An 18,554-nucleotide genomic window follows, 5' to 3' on the forward strand; every position below is an offset into this window, starting at 1 on the left:
GCGTGGGGGGGTGACTGAAAAAAGGGGGTGAAAATCATTTTGTGATATAAATCCGTATTTGTTGAAATTATATGTATATATGTTTTTCGAGTTAATATGAGCGTTTGTTAAAGTTTGTCTACAGCTGTGCGAGCACTTCAGTGGCGACATGTAAGTCTTCTTTTTACTGTAATGAAATAGCTTCTGGTTAGGGTCTATCAAATTCCCAGGCTATTAGAAACATTCCGATAGCTGGAATGTTCAGAGTTTTTCTGGGGTTAAATAATTTGATGCATGGATCATGTTTATTAATAAAAAAACTATCCTACTAGCCTGGGAATGGGGTGAAGGTTTAGGGCATTTAAGCAACTTGTTATTCGTTGCCAATTCGTTGCGGGAGTCTGGATGTGAGGTTGTTGTTGCAGTAAGAGATAAGGTTGCGGCATCTAAGCTTATTCGTGACCCGAATATTAAACTCATTCAGGCTCCTGCATGGAGACGAAGAGCTAGGTCGATTGTTCATGATGTATCTAGCTTTTCAACAGTTTTATATAACTTTGGATTTACGGATCTTGCTTGTCTATATGACTGCGTCAGCGGTTGGAAGAGAGTGCTTCAAAATTACCAGCCGCAGATAGTTGTTTGTGAATTTGCGCCAGGGCTACAAGTCGCGGCTTATGGCTTGGGTATTGATACTGTTGCTGTTGGGAGCAGCTTTGCTGAACCTGACCCCAACCGCTATGGACTCAAAATTACAGGCGAAGCTGAAAAGCCTGAGGACATCGATCTTCATATGGCGGTGCAAGACAACATTAATCGGGTCTTATCGCGCTTAAAAATGGCGACGCTGGAGTCTCTGGATGAACTCTTCAGAGTAAAGGGAACGTTGCTAACAACCTTGCCAGAAATTGATGTTTACCAGAGAAGGGTGGGTGGAGACTATCTTGGTCCTTTATCCATGACGCTTGGTGAATCTGAAATCCGCTGGACTGAGCATGATAAACCCAAAGTTCTGGCTTACGTTAAGCCAGACTCTATGTTCTTCGAAGCTTTGATGCTAATGCTGTCGCGTTCGGGATGTAATGTGATCGCTTACGTCCCTAAGTCTGATAAAAGAGTCGCCGCCTCTGAATATGTCAGTGACACTATGAAAGTCTTTTCAAGCCCATTGGATGTAGTCTCGTTGATAGAGGGTGCGGACATTGTCGTCCATCATGGTGGGAATGGGCTTTTGTGCCAAACCTTATTAAAAGGCAAACCTCAGCTCCTTGCGCCAAATCACCAGGAACAGCAGCTAAATGCGTTTAAACTTCAGGACCTGGGAGTGGGCTTGGTTGTGGAAAATGCTGATCTTGAGGAATGTGAGGAGTCTTTTAAGCAGCTTCTGGCAGATGTGTCCTATTCTGAATGCGCAAAAGGAGTTGCTGCTCGTTATAGTTTTATGACACAGGACTGGCAGAGAGAAAAAGTACGCTCAGTATTTTCGCAAAGCTAGGCGCCGATAAGCGCCGTTATTTGCATCAAAAAAGCCCGCAACAGCGGGCTTCTAATTCAAGTCATTAACTTTGGACTTTGCCTTTAGGCAGTCCAATGACAATCGATATCAGCGCCATAAGCCCCAGTAGCCAGCAGTAGTGGATATTGCCGATCAGTTCTACTGGGGAGACTTTGGCCAGGGATGACGCCAGCAGGGCTTGTGCGCCGTAGGGGATGACGCCCTGGACGACGCAGGAGAAAATGTCCATGAGGCTGGCGCTGCGACGTGGGTCGACCTGATAGCGGTCGGCGATATCTTTCGCCAGGCTGCCGGATAGAAGAATTGCAACGGTGTTATTGGCGGTGCAGACGTTGGTCAGGGCGACGGTGGCGCTGATGCTCAGTTCGCCGGCGCGGCTGGTGTGTTGTTTGGCTCCGCCCAGTCTGCTGATGCGGTCGATGGTTTTCGCCAGCCAGTCCAGGCCGCCCTGAGACTTCATCATGGCGCCGAGGCCGCCGATCAGCAGCGATAGGATCAGAATTTCCTGCATCCCTGTGTAGCCGGCGTAGATGTCCTTGGACCAGGCCGCCACGCTGTAGTCAGGCTGCATGAACAGACCAATCCCACCCGCCAGCACAATACCGCTGAACAGCACCAGCATAACGTTGACGCCCAATACCGCCAGCGCCAGCACTGCCACATAGGGCAGGATGCGGATCAATTCATAGTCTTTGGGCGCTTCCACTACCGCACTGCTGCTTTGGAAATACAGCCAGATCAGGGTCAATATGGCCGCTGGCGCCGCGATCATGAAGTTCAGCTTGAATTTGTCGCGCATTTCGCAGCCTTGGGTGCGAGTCGCGGCGATGGTGGTGTCGGAAATAATAGACAGGTTGTCGCCGAACATGGCGCCCCCTACTACGGTGCCGATGGTCAGCAGCATGGGGAGTTCCGTTGCGTCAGCAACGCCCACAGCGATAGGGGCGATAGCGGCGATGGTGCCCATGGAGGTGCCCATGGCGGTAGCGACGAAAGCGGTGATGATGAACAGCCCCGGCAGCACCAGAGAAGGCGGTATCACGCTGAGTCCGAAGTTGACCGTGGCGTCCACACCGCCTACGGCTTTGGCGACGCTGGCGAAACCGCCCGCCAGCAGATAAATCAGAACCATGGTGATGATCGTGTTGTCGCCGACGCCTTTGATAAAGGTTTCTATGCGCTCATTCAAGGTTCCGCGGGCCATCATTACCGCTAATAGAATGGCGGGCAGGATCGCGACCGGCGCGGAGATTTGATAAAAGGCGTATTCAACGCCTTCCGCCTGATACCAGAGGCCGCTGCCGACAAACAGCGCCAGGAACAGCGCCAGCGGAAGCAAAGCTAAGGGAGATGCTTGGGACATATTACTTCTTTATTCCACGATTGGTTGAGAGCCGCTCTGGTTGTGTGCAGACGCAGAGCGTGGACTGTAAAAAGGCGAAAGATTATAGGAAACGAAAAATTAATCTCTAATAATTTATCGTGATCGGGAGCTTAGTTTCGGTTATAAGCTTCGGCTTTTTAAGGCCATCTGGAAATATTTGGCGCTAAAACAAATCTTTATGTCTCTTCATTATTGAGGAGTAACCGCGTCGCCTTGAGCGCGCCATGAGTTTTTCGTAGAGTCAACAAGCTGTCAGCTTTTCCGGGTGTCGGGTTTTCTGTAAATCCTTGGAAGTAGGGAAGCGCTGGCTGCTCACTGCAGTACTTTACGCAACTTCAGTCAAGGAATGATGGTTATGAGATTAGCTTTGTTGTTGATGACGGCAGTAGTATTGACAGGACTTCAGGGAGAGAGTGTTTTAGCGCAAGATTTCACTCTCCGACCGCAACGACTTATTGTTCACTATGCAGGCGATGCTTCGCCGCCTCGATCCTCTTCTTCCTTCTCTATAATTTCTCCCTCCGCACGCAACGCTTTGCAAAGCATGGATTATCTACGCCCCCTCGCTGTTGGCGCCCGCCGCTTGTATCAGGCAAAACGACGGCTGACGCAGAGTGAGCTGGCGCAGTTGAAACGAGACTTACTCAGTGACGCCAGTATCCTTGATGTGGAAGAGGACATATTGCTGCAAAAGGCGACGGCGCCTAATGACCCACGTTATGGCGAGCAATGGGGATATTTCGACGAAGTGGCTGGCGTCAACGCACCGGCCGCCTGGTCCCTGGCTACAGGCGCGGGCGTGATTGCGGCTGTGTTGGATACGGGAATCGTCGCCCATTCGGATATGGACGCGAATGTTGTTCCGGGGTACGACTTTATCAGTGATCCAATCGTCGCCAATGATGGCGATGGGCGTGACGCTGATGCTGGCGACCCAGGGGACTGGGTGGCGCAAGATGAGTGCTATGACGGGTCGGAAGCAGAGAACTCCAGCTGGCACGGTTCGCATGTGGCGGGAACGATCGCTGCTGTCACCAATAACCAGGTTGGCGTTGCAGGCCTTGCGTTTAACGCTCGCATATTGCCCGTTCGCGTACTGGGCAAGTGTGGTGGGTATCTGTCGGATATTGCGGACGCTCTGGTATGGGCGGCGGGGGCTCCTGTCGATGGCGCGCCAGAGAATTTACATCCCGCCAAGGTTATCAACATGAGTCTGACAGGGCAGGGGCGTTGCGGTGGAACCATGCAGTCGGCGATCAATATGGCGCGCCAGCGTCATGTCAGTGTGGTGGTCGCCGCTGGCAACGCCAATGCGGATGTCCGCCAGTTTTTACCGGCGAACTGCAAAGGCGTGATCGCGGTGGCCGCCAACAACAGAGAGGGCGCGCGGGCCTGGTATTCCAACTTCGGGCGCAAAGTCGATGTCTCCGCGCCGGGTGGCGAGACTGATGTGCCCGGCAATGGCGTGCTGTCCATTTGGAATACTGGCCTGACTGTGCCGGGGGAGGAGGCCTATCAATTCTATCAAGGCACCAGTATGGCGACGCCCCATGTGGCCGGGATAGCTACTCTTCTGTATGAAGCTGACCCGGGGGCGACGCCGGGACGGATCGAAAGCGCTATAAAACTGGGAGCGAGACCCCTGCCCGGAGATTGTGACGGCGGATGCGGCGCAGGCATCGCTGACGCTGCGCGGGCGCTGGCGGCGCTGAATGGCGACCTGCCGGCGCCGGCGCGGGGCGTGTTAAGGCTGGAGAATCTGCAAGGGGAGGAAAACGCATGGGACTACTATCGCTTCGAAGTTCCGCGCGGCGCTATTGAAATGGTGGTCAGAAGCTTTGGCGGGACTGGCGACGTAGATCTTTATGTCGCCGACGATGTACGCCCCACACCGAATAAATATGATTGCCGCCCTTTCATAGACGGCAATGAAGAGCAATGCGTGTTTCCCAATCCTGAACCCGGCGTGTGGTTTATCGGGTTGCGCGGACGCCATAGCTATCGCGGCGTCAGCGTCACCGCCAGTTGGCGTAAACCCTAGCCGCCGCTATTTCCATTCAGACTGAGTTGACCTGCCTGATGCTGTCAAAATGAAGGCCGTATTTGGCCAGATATTGACGCAACCGATGGGAGTCGTTCGTCTGTTTTTTGCGCAGGCGGGATGCATTATAAATCGTGCGTCCCGCCTCCGCGCCGTCCCGGCAGTTTCTGCACACTTCGATGACGGCTTTCAGTTGCACTTTCTCAATGTAATCAACATGCTCAAGCTGTTCGAGGTCGAGATATTGGGCCAGAAAGTCATCCAGAGATAAGCTGCTCGCCATGGTCGGCGATTCTGCATGCGACCATAAATAACGCAGTCGCTGTAGCTCCTCGTCCACATGATCCGTCTTGATGCGCCCTTTGTCCGCCAGAGTCGCCATGCGCACGATGCTGGCGTTGAGGTCGCGGAAATTGGCGGGCCAAAGCGCTTCAGGAGACAATGCGAACTCAAGATAGCGGGCGCGGGCTTCTTTGTTGAACGTCACCCTCTCACCGTGGTTGCGCTCAAATCGATCCAGTTCGTACTCAATATTGGGTTCGACGTCCTGTTTTCGCTCCGCCAGTCCGGGAAGACGGTAAGTCCATAAATTGATGCGGGCAAAAAGATCTTCTCTGAAGCGTCCTTCCCTGACTTCCTTGCGCAGGTCCTTATTAGTGCCGGCGATCAGCTGAAAGTCGCTTTTCTCCTCCAGGTCCGCGCCCATGGGCAGAAAGCATTTGTCTTCGATGGCGCGTAACAGCATGGCCTGTTCATCCAGGCCCAGTTCGCCGACTTCATCAAGAAACACCATGCCTTTATCGGCGCGTTTCAGTAAGCCGTCCCGCTTGTCTACGGCACCGGTGAATGCGCCTTTTTTATGGCCGAATAAGGTGGACATGGCGTTGTCGCCCACCAGTGTGGCGCAGTTGGTTTCCACGAAGTCGCCGCTTACCAGGTTGCGTTTCTTCTTCAGCTCATAGATACGGCGAGCGATATGGGACTTGCCGGCGCCGGTCGGACCGGTGATTAACATAGGCGCGATAGAGCGCTGCGCGACCAGTTCGATTTGCTGAATCATCCGGTTGAACGCCGGGTTGCGGGTCTGAATGCCGGATTTCAGAAAATCCTCACCCTCAAGGTGATCCTTGCGAAAACGCTCCGCAATTGCGTCGTACTTGGAAAGATCCAAATCAATGATCTGGTGGCCCGGTTCGGTCGCGCCTTCCTTGGGCGGCGCTGTTTGCAATAGCTTGCCAGGAAAGAGCCGAGACTCATGTAGCAGGAAGATAACGATCTGCTGAATATGCGAGCCGGTGGTGATGTGGAAGAAATAGTTGGCGCTGGGATCAAACCTGAAGTCGGAAAGAAAGTCTCGTAACTGCAGATAGGTGACTTCCAATTCCCATGGGGAGGAGAAGTTCACTTCATGAATGGCGATTTGCGTGTCAGGGCTGATGACCTTGACGTCTCCCGCGACCTCTTCGGCAAGCGCCATATCTTTGCGGGAGCTGAGTAAATGCAGCTCATCCACCGGAAAATGCTCAGGACGTTGCGCGATAGAGACATTCGGCCGCCAGCGCTCCCAGCGCTTCTCAAACTTGCCGCGACGCTTGGACACGACATCCAAAGTCGTGCCGAGAATAGATAGGACGATATTTTTTCTGTTCATCGAAATTTGGGGCGTATCCAAGGCAATATTTTGATATCCAGCATGATATTTATTGCCGCGCTTATAAGCTACGACCAATACGGTATTTTCTACTCGGTAATTTTATAAATCATTATAAAACAATGTCTTATTGTTATGTTTGGTGAGGCGAAAATAAGTTGGCACGCCGCTCGCTATAACAGCTACAGATTCTGGCTGGCAGCCATACCTTCAGAATCCGGCTCATCTTGCATAAGAGAGCCGCTTTACGCCGCCTTAGCTTAATCGGTTAGAGCAATGGCCTCATAAGCCATAGGTTGTCGGTTCGAGTCCGACAGGCGGCATCAAAAAAGAGGTCGTGGCAGAGCGGTAATGCATCAGTCTGCAAAACTGACGATCGCGGGTTCAAATCCCGCCGACCTCTCCAACACGCAAATATCCACGTTCCATTGCGCCAGTCGTCTAATGGTGAGGACGCAAGGTTTTCAACCTTGCAATGTCGGTTCGACTCCGTCCTGGCGCACCAATACTTTCCCGCGTAGAAATGATAAGGCGTCAGCCACTTTGTGAATAAACACAGACTTACGTCCGGCTTTGCGCGCCTTTGTCCACAACATTACTCACCGACATGCCGTGAGTCGGGTAACCGGTGAATAAGCCAATACCCTACGCTCATTGCCAGAACAACTGCCCCCAAAGCCAGAATGTACATCGGGTCGGCTTGTTCCGTGTCCAGTATTATCACTTTCCGCGCAATGGCCATCAAAGCTGTCGCCAATACAATTTTGACGTGGATGACATCTTCCCGCAGGTAAACGGTAATATTGATAAAGATCTCAATCGCGATGAGCTCCGCCATAAAAGCGCCAAAGGTGGCGAGCATATCCGAGATAGTGAGTATGAAGCGAGGCGGCGCATTTAGCTTCTGGTAAAGCGTCCAGGCAACATCCACGACCCCCATGACAATCACAAACACCATGAGAATTGCCAATACCCGAACAGACCAGTGGATAATATGCTGCAGGTAACCAATCAGCCTGTCGTTATTGTCGATCTTCATACTCACCTCATCCACGCACGGTTAATGCATCTTCTTAGGCTGCTCTTAGTTTACCGTCCTCTATAGCGCCACTGGTTTGCGGCTCTCCCGAGGGAACTTCATAAACATGAAAGGCCTCGGGGCCAAAGGTATCCAGCGCCGTGTCTCTGTATACGTAGTTCATTGGCACAGGCTTACCCGTTAGCACGACAACAAACTCTGTAGCAATGAAAGGCGCATCGACGGAAAGCGGTTCTTCCACCCAAATAAAAACGGCTTTTTCTGTTAATAAATATTCTGAGCGGACAAGGCGATAACCTTGACGTAAATTCAGGGTGTTAATGACCGCTCCACTTTGCAATCGATATTTATGAATCGTTTTCATCTCGGATTCTCCCCTATGTGTTCGACACAGGCAGTCTGCGATAACTCATGCTCAGATAAAATCAGATTATCCGGTATCGTTAATACGTCTTTTTCGATCTATTTACAGGTGAGAACCTCATGATGAAGTAGACGGCGCTAATGACTCAGTCAGATCTTGTTCGGGCTCACTGCAAAGGCGTCAGTGCTGGTAGCGTTTACAGATCGCCTCGACAGCCAAATTGCCCGACAGACGACTTCTGGTGATCGCAAACAGATTTTCCATTACCACGTCTATGTTGCCTATCGATTCAACCTGATACTGCCTGCAGACCTCGTCCGCTACGATGGTGGGAGCGGCGAAGACTCCCAACCCATGGGCGCCAAAAACTTTGATCAGAGCGCTGTCATCAATTTCTGCTCGCACAATTGGCTTGATGCCCTGATTGTTTAACCATTGCATCAACTGATGAAAGTATGGTGATTCCAGCGTGGCCGCCAGGAAAGGCTGGCCGTGAAGACTTTTGGGAAAGCGGGAGCGCAGATCTCTTGCAAGAGAGGGGGCGGCAAACAGGCTGATGGTCGACTCTTCAAGTTTGTACCAGTGGATGGAGCTGCTTCGTTGTATCGTAGGCAACCGGTCAGCCAGGACAATATCGAACCGATGGTGATCCAGTTCCTGCACCAAATACTCGACCTGGCCTGTTTGGCAGCTGAAATCCACCTGACGCTCCAGTTTCATTGCCGGCTCCAGCATCCGGTAGGCGAACAACTTATGAATTGAGGCTGAAATACCCACGGAAACCTTGATGGCCTGCTGAGTCGTAATCATTGAGGTCACATGTTTCAGCTCCTCAGCGACTCTGAACATCTCATCAGCGTATTTCAGTGCAGTATGGCCGAGATGGGTCAACACTAATTGCTTGCCCTGGCGCTTGAATAAAAGCCCTCCTAGTTGGCTTTCCAGGGACGCCAGCTGACCGCTCAACGTTTGCGGCGCCAGATTCAGTTCTCGACTGGCTGCAACTAGCGAACCCTCTCTGGCTATCACCCAAAAGTAATATAAGTGCTTGAAATTGATTGAACTAGGCATGGCGCTCCTACAAGCCGAAAAATACCTGAATTCCAGACAAAATGTTCGTCACGGCCAACGCCGCCAGAATCATTCCCATCACCCGACTAATAATGCTCGTTCCCAGTGTGCCGACAAACCTGTGGATGAAGCTTGAAAGCAGCATCAAGATGAGAGTAATGAACAGTACCAGGCACATGATCGCAGTGGTCAGAAACTGCTCCCATAGATCAAATCGATTATTCTCTGTCAGCAATACCGCCGCCAAAATAGCTCCAGGGCTGGCGATTGACGGAATAGCCAGCGGAAAGGTCGCAGTCTCGGACTCTCTGTTAATCATTTTGATTTCTTCTTCGGGCTTGCTCTCGCCAAAGATCATGGTTAGCGCAAAGAGAAATAAAATGATCCCGCCTGACACTTGAAAAGCGGACAAAGGAATGTCGATGCTGGTTAAGATCAGCTCTCCTGCAATGACAAAAAACACCAGTACAGCGGCTGCAATGGCGATGGACTTGGCCGCCACTCTCCGTTTGGCCGGTTCAGTCATCCCTGCGGTCACCGCCATATATACGGGAATGGTTCCAATTGGATCTATCACAGCGAAGAAGAATACAAACGTGGCGATGAACTCATGCATCTTATCAATCCTGGATGTCTTAACGACCCGAGGCGAGCGCAGGGGGGAGGCCAAGGCCGCCAGCCTATTTCTAGATTATAGAAAGTGTATATGAACTCCCATTGGGCGGCATTTCATTCAAGCTTCACCGGATCTGCCGGCTTTTGTGGTTACTTTCCAGAACGGTTTCACGTGCGGCGCTCATGTTAGGGCGAATAATTGATCCATCGCTGTTACGAAGGCGCACTTTACTTATAAAAAGATATGATATAACGTATCTTTATGGTGAAAAAGTAATCGGCTCGCAAAGAAACAGAAAGCAATAGAAGTGAGTAATGGATGCATTTTATCGCGCGCTTAGAGAGAGCCGGCAGCTGGAGGGCGACGAACTGGGCGGTGAATCAAGCTCGGCAAGGCGCAGTATCGCTGGAGCCGAATAAACCTGGGATCGAGTTTAGGTGGTCATCATGAATCACGTTGATAGCATCATTCATAAAGCAGAGCTGCAATGCAAAGCTCATGGCGCACGCTTAACAGTAAAACGAAAACAAGTCTTAGCCGGGCTTATTCAATCCAAAAAGGCGCTTTCCGCATATGAACTGATCAATTTCTGCAAGGAGCGTTACGGCGAGGTTATACCTGCAATGTCGGTCTACCGCATTCTAGAGTTTTTGAAAGAGGAAAACCTGGTGCATAAGCTCAACCTTGCAAACAAGTATGTCGTGTGTGCGCATATTAGTTGTGATCATGCTCATGCAACCCCGCAATTCTTGATTTGCCAAAAATGCAGCAAAGTGAAAGAAATCAGCGTCAAACTCGCCACGATTACTGAGCTTCAGCAAAGCGTACAAGAAGCCGGGTTCAAGCTGACAAGCCCCCAGTTAGAAATGAACTGCCTGTGTGATGATTGCCTCGCACAAGCGGCCTGACCTGACCGAAAACCTGGAAAATCCCCCTATGAAGGCAACACAGGCAATAACGGATAAGTTGGCCATTGGCTTATCGGCGGTGGGCTCCATCTAATGAGGCGCGACTATTTTATTGGCATAGAACAGCACAGTAGCAACAGCCCGCTGGCGTTACCTGATGTCATAGCTGAGCTTGCCTTTAATGAGCAGGGTTTAATTCCTGTTATCACGCAAGACGCCAGCACCAAGTCCATACTGATGTTCGCCTGGATGAACGTTGAGGCGCTCGAAAAAACCATTTCAACCAGACGCATGACTTATTGGTCGCGAAGCCGTCAACGGTTATGGGTCAAAGGTGAGACTAGCGGCCACGTGCAAAGGTTAGTCTCTATGTCATTTGATTGTGATGGCGACGCTATTCTCTGTCTGGTCGATCAACAAGGCGCGGCCTGCCATACAGGCAGACAGACGTGCTTTTATCTACAAGTCGAACCAGATAAACAGCTCGTTTGGGTAGAGAGAGGCTGTGCGTAATTATGTCCGCTACGCTCATAAAACACGCCCGCGTGGTGAACGAAGGTCTGATCAGAGAAATGGATCTGCGTATTGTCGGCTCTATAATTGAAAAGATAGCGACTGATATTAGAGCAGAACACACGGATCGCATCATTGAAGCGGCTGGTTGCTATTTATTGCCAGGCATGATTGATGATCAGGTGCATTTTCGTGAGCCTGGTTTTACTTATAAGGGAACCATCGCCAGTGAATCTCTCGCAGCAGTGGTGGGGGGCATTACCAGCTATATGGAAATGCCTAACGTCAACCCTGCCACGATAACCATCGAGGCCCTCAATCAAAAATACGCCATCGCCGCAAAGCGATCATATGCTAACTATGCATTCTATTTAGGGGCGACCGAAGATAACCTTGCACAAATACAGCAACTCGACCCTGCCAGGCACTGCGGTGTAAAAGTATTTATGGGAGCATCGACAGGGGGATTGCTAGTAGAAGCCCCTCAAGCTCTCGAAGCCATTTTTCGCGAATCTCCTGTGCTTATCGTTACGCATTGCGAGAGCAACTCAGTCATTCAAAAAAGTCGAGAGGCGCTTCTACGCTCAAAAGCAGTATTGACCATTGAAGATCACCCCAGGATTCGCAACGTCAACGCCTGTTATGAGTCTTCTTCCTATGCCGTTAGTCTGGCCAAGAGATACCAAAGTCAGCTGCATGTATTACATATTACAACGGCAAAGGAATTGGGGCTGTTCGAGCCGGGCTCCATTGAGAATAAACATATTACTTCTGAAGCCTGTGTTCATCATTTATGGTTTAGCGAAGAAGATTACGCAAGTTTAGGTAATTTAATTAAATGTAATCCATCAATTAAAAGCCGGAGCGATCGAGATGCGTTAATTCAGGGGCTGCATACTAACCAGATTGATATTATCGCAACAGATCACGCCCCTCATACCTTGGAGGAGAAGCAGCTTGATTATGATCAGGCCCCAGCAGGGTTACCGCTGGTGCAGCACGCATTATTGAGTTTGCTGGAGCATGTGAGGCATGGACGTCTTAGCTTAACTCAGGTAGTTGAAAAAACTGCACATAACCCGGCAATTCGATACGCCATTACTGGGCGCGGGTTTATCCGTGAGGGCTATTATGCAGATTTGGTTCTTATCGACAGCCAGTCTTCAACAACGATTACACACGAAAATAGTTTGTACCACTGCGCCTGGACACCTTTCGTTGGGCAGGTGTTTTCTTCACGGATTAAAAGTACCTGGGTTAATGGTCAGCGTATGTTTGGCGATGATGGCGTCGTCTCAGGAAAACCGTCTGCTATGGCGCTTGCCTTTTCTCGGTAGGTATCAGCTTTTTAAGCATTGGAAACTAACCTAATTATTCAAACGGAAATTAAATGCAAATAGTAAGAGCACTACCCGATATCGCTAAAACCCGCACCGAATTTGAAACTTATACTTTACAGTGGGTGGGCATGGAAGATATCGCCGTTCCACTAACTCTTAATATTGGCGGCGGGAAACAGCAATCGCTGCCTGCAAAAGCGAACGTGTATGTCAGTCTCGATGACGCTGCCGAGAAAGGCATTCATATGTCGCGCTTACATGCGATTCTCAATCAACTCGCCTCTCAGGTGTGTGACAAGGAAGGACTCGACTTACTGCTGAGAAACATGGTTGCTTCTCAAGGAAAGATCAGCAGAAGCGCAAAGGTTGAATTGGTGTTTGATTTACTGTTGCCAAAGCCCTCGCTTCTAAGCAATGAAACTGGGTTTCAGACCTATCGTATCGAAATAGGCGGTCAATGCTTAAGTGAAAAATACGATTATAGCCTGAAAATTACTGTTCCCTATTCAAGCACTTGTCCTTGTTCTGCTGCACTTTCACGCCAGTTATTTTCCGACGCCATAGATAATGAATTCTCAACGTCGCGTATCGACAAACAAGAGCTGTTGTCATGGGCGCTCACGTCCACCGTCGCCACTCCGCATAGTCAGCGGTCATACGCCTATTTGAACTTATTGCTTGGAAATCATGGTTGGCCTTCCTTGTCATCATTCATTATGCAAATCGAAGAGGCGATTGGTACGCCGGTGCAAACCATGGTTAAGCGTACTGACGAGCAAGAGTTTGCCCGGTTGAATGCTGACAATCTAATGTTCTGCGAGGATGCTGCGCGGAATGTCAAAACCTTGCTGGAGCAATCCTCATGGATTGAAGACTACTGGTTCAAAGTGGAGCACCAAGAAAGTTTGCATGCGCACAATGCTGTGGTGATCGATCAAAAATATTCCAAAGGAGCAATGTTATGAAGTCGTTAGAGTCACAACAGCTATCCGAAAGGGAAATTCTCGCCGCGCCTGAATCGGATTATATGAGCGCTGAACAGCTCGCGTTTTTTAAGGATCGACTTATGGCGCTCCATGAATCAACCTGTGATCGAATACAAGAAGCCAGGGATCAAATAACCGGACCGATGGACTTTAGCGATGAGAATGATCGCGCCTCTCGTGAGGAACAATCCGCCATCGCACTCCGAATTGTTGATCGAGAACAAAAGCTGTTGCCTAAAATTCAACAGTCGCTAAAGCGTATCCGCCTGGGAACATATGGCTATTGTCTGGAGTCGGGTGAGCCGATAGGGATTCCACGTCTTCTGGCGAGACCTACCGCTGAGTATTGCGCAGAAGTTAAGGCGCTGAAAGAAATCAAAGAGCATCACTACAAAAGTTGATCCTTGATAAAAGAAAATACTCTCTTTAACGAATCTTCAAATACGGGTGATAGGTGTTGCAGCATTACATATTGCTGCCTCCAGTAAAGCGGACCTGTTTCTGAAAGCTAAGATATAGACACGTAAAAGGCTGAAGTAAAAAGATTGCGCATCACTCGTTAATATATGGTTTTTGTAAGGAAGAGAATGATGTCTTTCCTGGATTTAATGTTATGAAAATAAAAGGCTGGCGAATGGTGCTTGATCATGTGGCGCGCAGTCAGCAGACGCTTGCTCTAATTCAGATTATATTCGGGTTGATAGCGCTTGCCGGCTTGTACTGGTTTAGTGGCGCTTCGTCACAGGCAGGGACTTCCCAATCTGGTCAGTCCTCCATATCGCAGGTATCCATCAGTCAACAACGCAGCCAAGAACAAATGGATGGCGCTGAGCAGGCGCACCAAGCGCGCAGTCACGCCTCAGAAGAAGCGTCGAAAGAGGAAAAACTTCGCGATCTACAATACATGGTGGAGCCGGGCGATACTCTCGAAGCGATTTTCAGGAAAAGCCAGTTCCCCATAACTGAACTCTACGAGATTCTTGAAGCCGATGAGCCTTATTTGGCGTTGGATGTCTTGCGGCCGGGCGATCGGCTTTCCTTCCGAATTGATCCGTCAAATAAGCTATATGCGCTATCGCTTGTGGTTGACCCCAGTAAAACCGTCAGTTATCTGCGTGGCGAAGACGGTCGCTATGTCTACGATGAAACCTTGACGCCGACGGCCTGGATTACGGAAGTTGTGCGCGGAGAGGTTTCTGGCAGCTTTTTTGTTTCTGCCTCTAATTCGGGTCTCTCGGAAAATATGGTCATGACCATACATCAACTCTTGAAGAACACCCTCAACTTTCGTCGCGACCTTCGTGCTGGAGATCAGTTTCAAGTAGTGATTGAGCGTGAGGTCATCGACGGCATAGCCATCGGTCATGATCGATTACTCGCGGCGCGTATCAATGCGCGCCGCAAGGAGTTTGGCGCTTATCTCCACGGCGATGGCTCTTATTACGATGCGGATGGCTCCAGCTTAATTCCGGCGTTATTACGGTACCCGACGCAAAAGCGGTTTCGCATCAGCTCACCATTCAATCCTCGACGTCTTCATCCTGTTACTGGGCGTTACGCGCCACACAACGGCGTTGATTTCGCTATGCCGGTTGGCTCCCCGGTGATTTCGACGGGTAACGGCCGCGTCACTCGCGTCGCCAACCACCGCTATGCAGGCAAATATATTGCAATTGATGAATTTGGCCCATACTCGGCGCGTTATTTGCGCTTAAGCAAGATATTGGTAACTAAGGGACAGCTTGTTGAACGTGGTCAGGTTATCGCTTTATCTGGTAACACCGGACGCTCTACCGGGCCACACTTACACTATGAATTGCATATCAAAGGCAAACCGGTTAATCCCATGACGGCTGATATACCGGTGCTTCAATCCATTCCCGCTGCCGATATCGCCAGTTTTCGTATGCATGTGCAGAGCATGCAGACATTGATGCTTGATGAGAGCCAGATAGCCAAACGTTTTGAGCATCCCGCCAGTGGAAGTCCGCAAGCCACTGATCCCGCCCAAAAAGAAAACCTATAGTGGTTCAATTATTTTAGAGATCAAAACTCGGTGCTATCCACAGCCTTTTAATGATGGGCTCGGGTTGCGTTTGAGGGGGCGTTTTTCGAGGTCTGGCGGAAGGTTAATTTTCCCAGACTGGGGAAGTCATGATAGATACAGCGTTGCTTTTTATAAGCATGGGAGAAGCAGTGTGGTTTTTGCTTGAGGCTAGAAACAAAAAAAGCGCCTTCAAGCGCTCATTTGTTAGAGTCGATGTTCAACTCTTTAATGTCTTTATCCTTAAATTAAATGGTGCCGAGGAGAGGACTTGAACCTCCACGGGGTTGCCCCCACTAGCACCTGAAGCTAGCGTGTCTACCAATTTCACCACCTCGGCACTTCAGGATGGCGCGAACTTTACGCGTCACCTGGATCTTTGTCAACGCTTTTTTGAGGGTTGGTTTTAAGTTTTTTTAAAACAGCGTTTAAATTGAAAAAATTGAATAAAAAACGGGCGTTAAGGAGTTGTGAATGCCCAGTTTGTTCTAAATTTGTACATGTGGTGAGTGCAGTTCTGAGTGGTTTTTAAATGCGGGAATTATGTTAATGTGATGGAAAACCAACCATATCGGTTGCAGGTCCCGCTATGTTGATGAATTTTGTAGATTTAAGGTCCTTTTAATGGGAAAAAAGAAAAAGAGTAGTTTGGATCCTTTTGCGGAGCGCGAAGCCGCCCGTTATGAACACCCCACTGCAAGTCGCGAATTTATTCTTGCCTTTCTTGAGGAGCGCGGGGCTCCCGCGACCATCGAAGAAATAGCTTCCTCTTTTAATGTTGTGCAGCCTGAGCCCTATGAAGGTTTGCGCCGCCGATTGATCGCCATGTGTCGGGATGGGCAATTGGTGTGCAATCGCAGGGGCGCTTATGGACTGCCGAAGAAAATGAACCTGATTCGTGGCCGGGTCCAGGGACATAAAGATGGCTATGGTTTTGTCATTCCTGAGGAGGGCGGTTCAGATCTGTACCTGTCGTCGCGTCAAATGAAGCGAGTCTTTGATGGCGATATTGTGTTGGTGCGCGAGGAGGGACGCGAATTTAAAGGCAAGCGTGAAGGCGTCATTGTTGAAGTCGTCGAGCGCCGCACTTTCGAAGCCGTTGGGCGTATATATATGGAAAGTGGAGTTGCCTTCGTTGTTCCAGACAATCCTCGCATTACCCAGGATATCCTGGTGCCGGAGCATGCTCTCAATGGAGCCAAACATGGGCAATATGTGACATTGGAGATTGTACGTCAGCCCGATGTGCGCGTTAACCCGATGGGCCATGTTAAAGAAGTGCTGGGTGAGCACATGGCGCCGGGTATGGAAATCGATGTCGCTCTGCGCACCTATTCGATTCCATTCCGGTGGCCTGAAGAGGTTGATGCGGAGGCCGCCAAGTTCAAGTCTAAGTTGAGTGCTCGAGACAAAGCGCACCGAGTCGATATTCGACATCTGCCGTTGGTGACAATCGATGGCGAGGACGCACGGGATTTTGATGACGCGGTCTATTGTGAAGCGAAGAAGTCGGGCGGTTGGCGTTTGTATGTGGCGATTGCCGATGTTTCTCATTATGTGAAGCCGCAGACGGCGCTGGACAAAGAGGCCTTTCAGCGCGGGAACTCAGTTTACTTCCCTAATCGGGTGGTTCCCATGCTGCCCGAGGTGCTCTCCAATGGACTGTGCTCGCTCAATCCTGATGTAGAACGCCTGTGTATGGTCTGTGAAATGACCATTAGTCAGAAGGGCAAGCTGAGCGGCTATAAGTTTTATGAAGGACTGATGTTTTCCAAGGCGCGACTGACCTATACCAAGGTGGGCGCGTATATTGATGACCCGGATTCCGCAGAAGGAAGAGCCTTTGCAGAAAGATATGCGGACTTGGCTCCGCATATTCGAGAGCTGCATAATTTGTATTTGGCTTTGAGGCAGGCTCGGGAAGAGCGTGGCGCTATAGACTTCGAAACTGTTGAAACCCGTATTCTTTTCGATTCGGACCGCAAGATCGACAAAATTGTACCGGTAGTGCGCAATGACGCCCACAAGCTAATTGAAGAGTGCATGCTGTGCGCTAATGTCGCGACGGCGAAGCTGCTGGAGAAGTATGAAATACCCTCGCTGTTTCGTGTGCATGAAGGGCCTACGATGGAGCGGTTGGAAAATCTGCGCGCGTTTCTTGGCGAGTTAAGTTTAAGTCTGGGGGGCGGCTCCAATCCGAAGCCCTCTGATTATCAGGCGCTGACGGAGACTATCCGGGGGCGCCCAGATAGCGCTACGTTGCAGACTGTGATGTTGCGTTCGTTGAGCCAGGCGGTATATCAGCCTGAGAACAAGGGGCACTTTGGACTGGGGTATGAAGCGTATACACATTTTACCTCGCCGATTCGCCGCTATCCGGACCTGTTGGTGCACAGAGCGATCAGAGATCTGATACGAAGTGAACGGCCCTGCAAGAATGTGCAAAGGGTGGCGGGCGCGCCAGCTTTACCTAAAAACGCGCGTTATAACTACGACATGCAGGCGCTGCTGGTTCTTGGGGAGCAGTGCTCAATGACCGAGCGCCGCGCGGATGAGGCCACCCGCGATGTTATGAGTTGGCTCAAATGCGAGTACCTGACTCAACACGTTGGCGAGAAATTTGACGGCATTGTCGCCGCCGTCACTGCATTCGGGCTCTTTGTCGAGCTTAAAGATCTGTATGTCGAAGGGCTTGTCCATGTGTCCTCGCTGAAGAGTGATTATTATCAGTTCGACGCGGTGAAGCATCGTCTCGTCGGCGAGCGCACGGGCGTTACGCATCGCCTGGGCGATGAGGTGAGGGTGCAAGTGGTTCGAGTCGGGCTTGAAGATCGTAAGATCGACTTGGAAATGATTGGCGAGCCCAGACGCTCAGCGCCGGGTAAAAAGAACAAGCGTAAGGAAATTCTGGCGCAATGGAATGAAGAGTGGAAAAGGGAAAAGAAAGCAGGTGGCGGACAGCCTGCAAAAGGCGCCAAGGGAGGTAAGCGTTCGGAGGCGAGTGGTCCTTTGCGTAAGCCGCAAAAAAAAGGACGCCGCAAACGCTCCTAGCAGTATGAAAAAGCTGGCGTAAAGCAAACATTAAACCGGTAGAATGCCGGT

At 50.4% G+C, this 18,554-nt stretch carries 15 protein-coding genes and 4 tRNA genes; 12 read left to right on the forward strand and 7 right to left on the reverse strand.

All coding sequences use genetic code 11. The features are described from left to right. The first annotated feature begins 280 nt into the window (after window positions 1-280). Window positions 281-1,474 (forward strand): glycosyltransferase, encoded by a 1,194-nt coding sequence (locus HCH_RS07640; RefSeq protein WP_011395613.1) that lies wholly within the window; start codon window positions 281-283, stop codon window positions 1,472-1,474. Between the two features lie 64 nt (window positions 1,475-1,538). Here the strand turns inward: HCH_RS07640 and HCH_RS07645 are convergent, their stop codons facing one another. Further along, window positions 1,539-2,858, reverse strand: coding sequence for a Na+/H+ antiporter NhaC family protein (locus tag HCH_RS07645; RefSeq protein ID WP_011395614.1), 1,320 nt, complete (start codon window positions 2,856-2,858; stop codon window positions 1,539-1,541). 376 nt (window positions 2,859-3,234) lie between these two features. On the opposite strand from HCH_RS07645, the gene HCH_RS07650 reads away from it, so the two are divergent. Further along, window positions 3,235-4,920, forward strand: coding sequence for a S8 family peptidase (locus HCH_RS07650; RefSeq protein ID WP_011395615.1), 1,686 nt, complete (start codon window positions 3,235-3,237; stop codon window positions 4,918-4,920). A gap of 16 nt (window positions 4,921-4,936) precedes the next feature. On the opposite strand, the gene rtcR is transcribed toward HCH_RS07650, so the two are convergent. Then, window positions 4,937-6,571 carry an RNA repair transcriptional activator RtcR gene (gene rtcR, locus HCH_RS07655; RefSeq protein ID WP_011395616.1) on the reverse strand — a complete coding sequence of 545 codons (1,635 nt, stop codon included), beginning with the start codon at window positions 6,569-6,571 and terminating at the stop codon, window positions 4,937-4,939. Between the two features lie 249 nt (window positions 6,572-6,820). Here rtcR and HCH_RS07660 point away from each other — a divergent pair. From HCH_RS07660 to HCH_RS07670, 3 genes are all read left to right on the forward strand, one after another. Next, a tRNA-Met gene (locus HCH_RS07660) sits at window positions 6,821-6,894 on the forward strand. A gap of 8 nt (window positions 6,895-6,902) precedes the next feature. Next, window positions 6,903-6,977, forward strand: a tRNA-Cys gene (locus tag HCH_RS07665). A 24-nt stretch (window positions 6,978-7,001) separates the two neighbouring features. Then, a tRNA-Glu gene (locus HCH_RS07670) sits at window positions 7,002-7,076 on the forward strand. Between the two features lie 90 nt (window positions 7,077-7,166). Here the strand turns inward: HCH_RS07670 and HCH_RS07675 are convergent. From HCH_RS07675 to HCH_RS07690, 4 genes are all read right to left on the reverse strand, one after another. Then, window positions 7,167-7,610 carry a phosphate-starvation-inducible PsiE family protein gene (locus HCH_RS07675; protein WP_011395618.1) on the reverse strand — a complete coding sequence of 148 codons (444 nt, stop codon included), beginning with the start codon at window positions 7,608-7,610 and terminating at the stop codon, window positions 7,167-7,169. A 34-nt stretch (window positions 7,611-7,644) separates the two neighbouring features. Continuing rightward, window positions 7,645-7,974 carry a DUF7352 domain-containing protein gene (locus HCH_RS07680; RefSeq protein ID WP_011395619.1) on the reverse strand — a complete coding sequence of 110 codons (330 nt, stop codon included), beginning with the start codon at window positions 7,972-7,974 and terminating at the stop codon, window positions 7,645-7,647. Window positions 7,975-8,154: 180 nt separating this feature from the next. Then, complete coding sequence (locus tag HCH_RS07685) at window positions 8,155-9,045, reverse strand: LysR family transcriptional regulator (protein WP_011395620.1); 891 nt, start codon at window positions 9,043-9,045, stop codon at window positions 8,155-8,157. Between the two features lie 7 nt (window positions 9,046-9,052). Then, window positions 9,053-9,661, reverse strand: coding sequence for a MarC family protein (locus HCH_RS07690; protein ID WP_011395621.1), 609 nt, complete (start codon window positions 9,659-9,661; stop codon window positions 9,053-9,055). 446 nt (window positions 9,662-10,107) lie between these two features. On the opposite strand from HCH_RS07690, the gene HCH_RS07695 reads away from it, so the two are divergent. The 6 genes from HCH_RS07695 (at window position 10,108) to HCH_RS07720 (ending at window position 15,434) form a co-directional block, all read left to right on the forward strand. After that, complete coding sequence (locus tag HCH_RS07695; protein WP_011395623.1) at window positions 10,108-10,569, forward strand: Fur family transcriptional regulator; 462 nt, start codon at window positions 10,108-10,110, stop codon at window positions 10,567-10,569. Window positions 10,570-10,662: 93 nt separating this feature from the next. Further along, window positions 10,663-11,082 (forward strand): phosphoribosyl-AMP cyclohydrolase, encoded by a 420-nt coding sequence (gene hisI / locus HCH_RS07700; RefSeq protein ID WP_011395624.1) that lies wholly within the window; start codon window positions 10,663-10,665, stop codon window positions 11,080-11,082. A 2-nt stretch (window positions 11,083-11,084) separates the two neighbouring features. Further along, window positions 11,085-12,419, forward strand: coding sequence for a dihydroorotase (locus tag HCH_RS07705; RefSeq protein ID WP_011395625.1), 1,335 nt, complete (start codon window positions 11,085-11,087; stop codon window positions 12,417-12,419). A 53-nt stretch (window positions 12,420-12,472) separates the two neighbouring features. Then, on the forward strand, window positions 12,473-13,387 hold the full coding sequence (gene folE2, locus HCH_RS07710; RefSeq protein WP_011395626.1) for a GTP cyclohydrolase FolE2: 915 nt from the start codon (window positions 12,473-12,475) through the stop codon (window positions 13,385-13,387). Beyond that, a complete protein-coding gene (locus HCH_RS07715; protein ID WP_011395627.1) occupies window positions 13,384-13,809 on the forward strand; it encodes a TraR/DksA C4-type zinc finger protein in 426 nt (141 codons plus the stop codon). The genes folE2 and HCH_RS07715 overlap by 4 nt, the downstream gene beginning before the upstream one ends. 212 nt (window positions 13,810-14,021) lie before the next feature. Then, entirely contained in the window at window positions 14,022-15,434 is a 1,413-nt protein-coding gene (locus HCH_RS07720) for a peptidoglycan DD-metalloendopeptidase family protein (protein ID WP_011395628.1), read from the forward strand. Window positions 15,435-15,705: 271 nt separating this feature from the next. Here the strand turns inward: HCH_RS07720 and HCH_RS07725 are convergent. Then, a tRNA-Leu gene (locus tag HCH_RS07725) sits at window positions 15,706-15,792 on the reverse strand. Window positions 15,793-16,100: 308 nt separating this feature from the next. Between HCH_RS07725 and rnr the strand changes: the two genes are divergently transcribed. Beyond that, the gene (rnr, locus tag HCH_RS07730; RefSeq protein ID WP_238384976.1) at window positions 16,101-18,503 is read left to right on the forward strand and encodes a ribonuclease R; all 2,403 of its coding nucleotides are present in this window, start codon (window positions 16,101-16,103) and stop codon (window positions 18,501-18,503) included. The last annotated feature ends 51 nt before the right edge of the window (window positions 18,504-18,554 follow it).

Source organism: Hahella chejuensis KCTC 2396, assembly GCF_000012985.1.
Classification (GTDB): domain Bacteria; phylum Pseudomonadota; class Gammaproteobacteria; order Pseudomonadales; family Oleiphilaceae; genus Hahella; species Hahella chejuensis.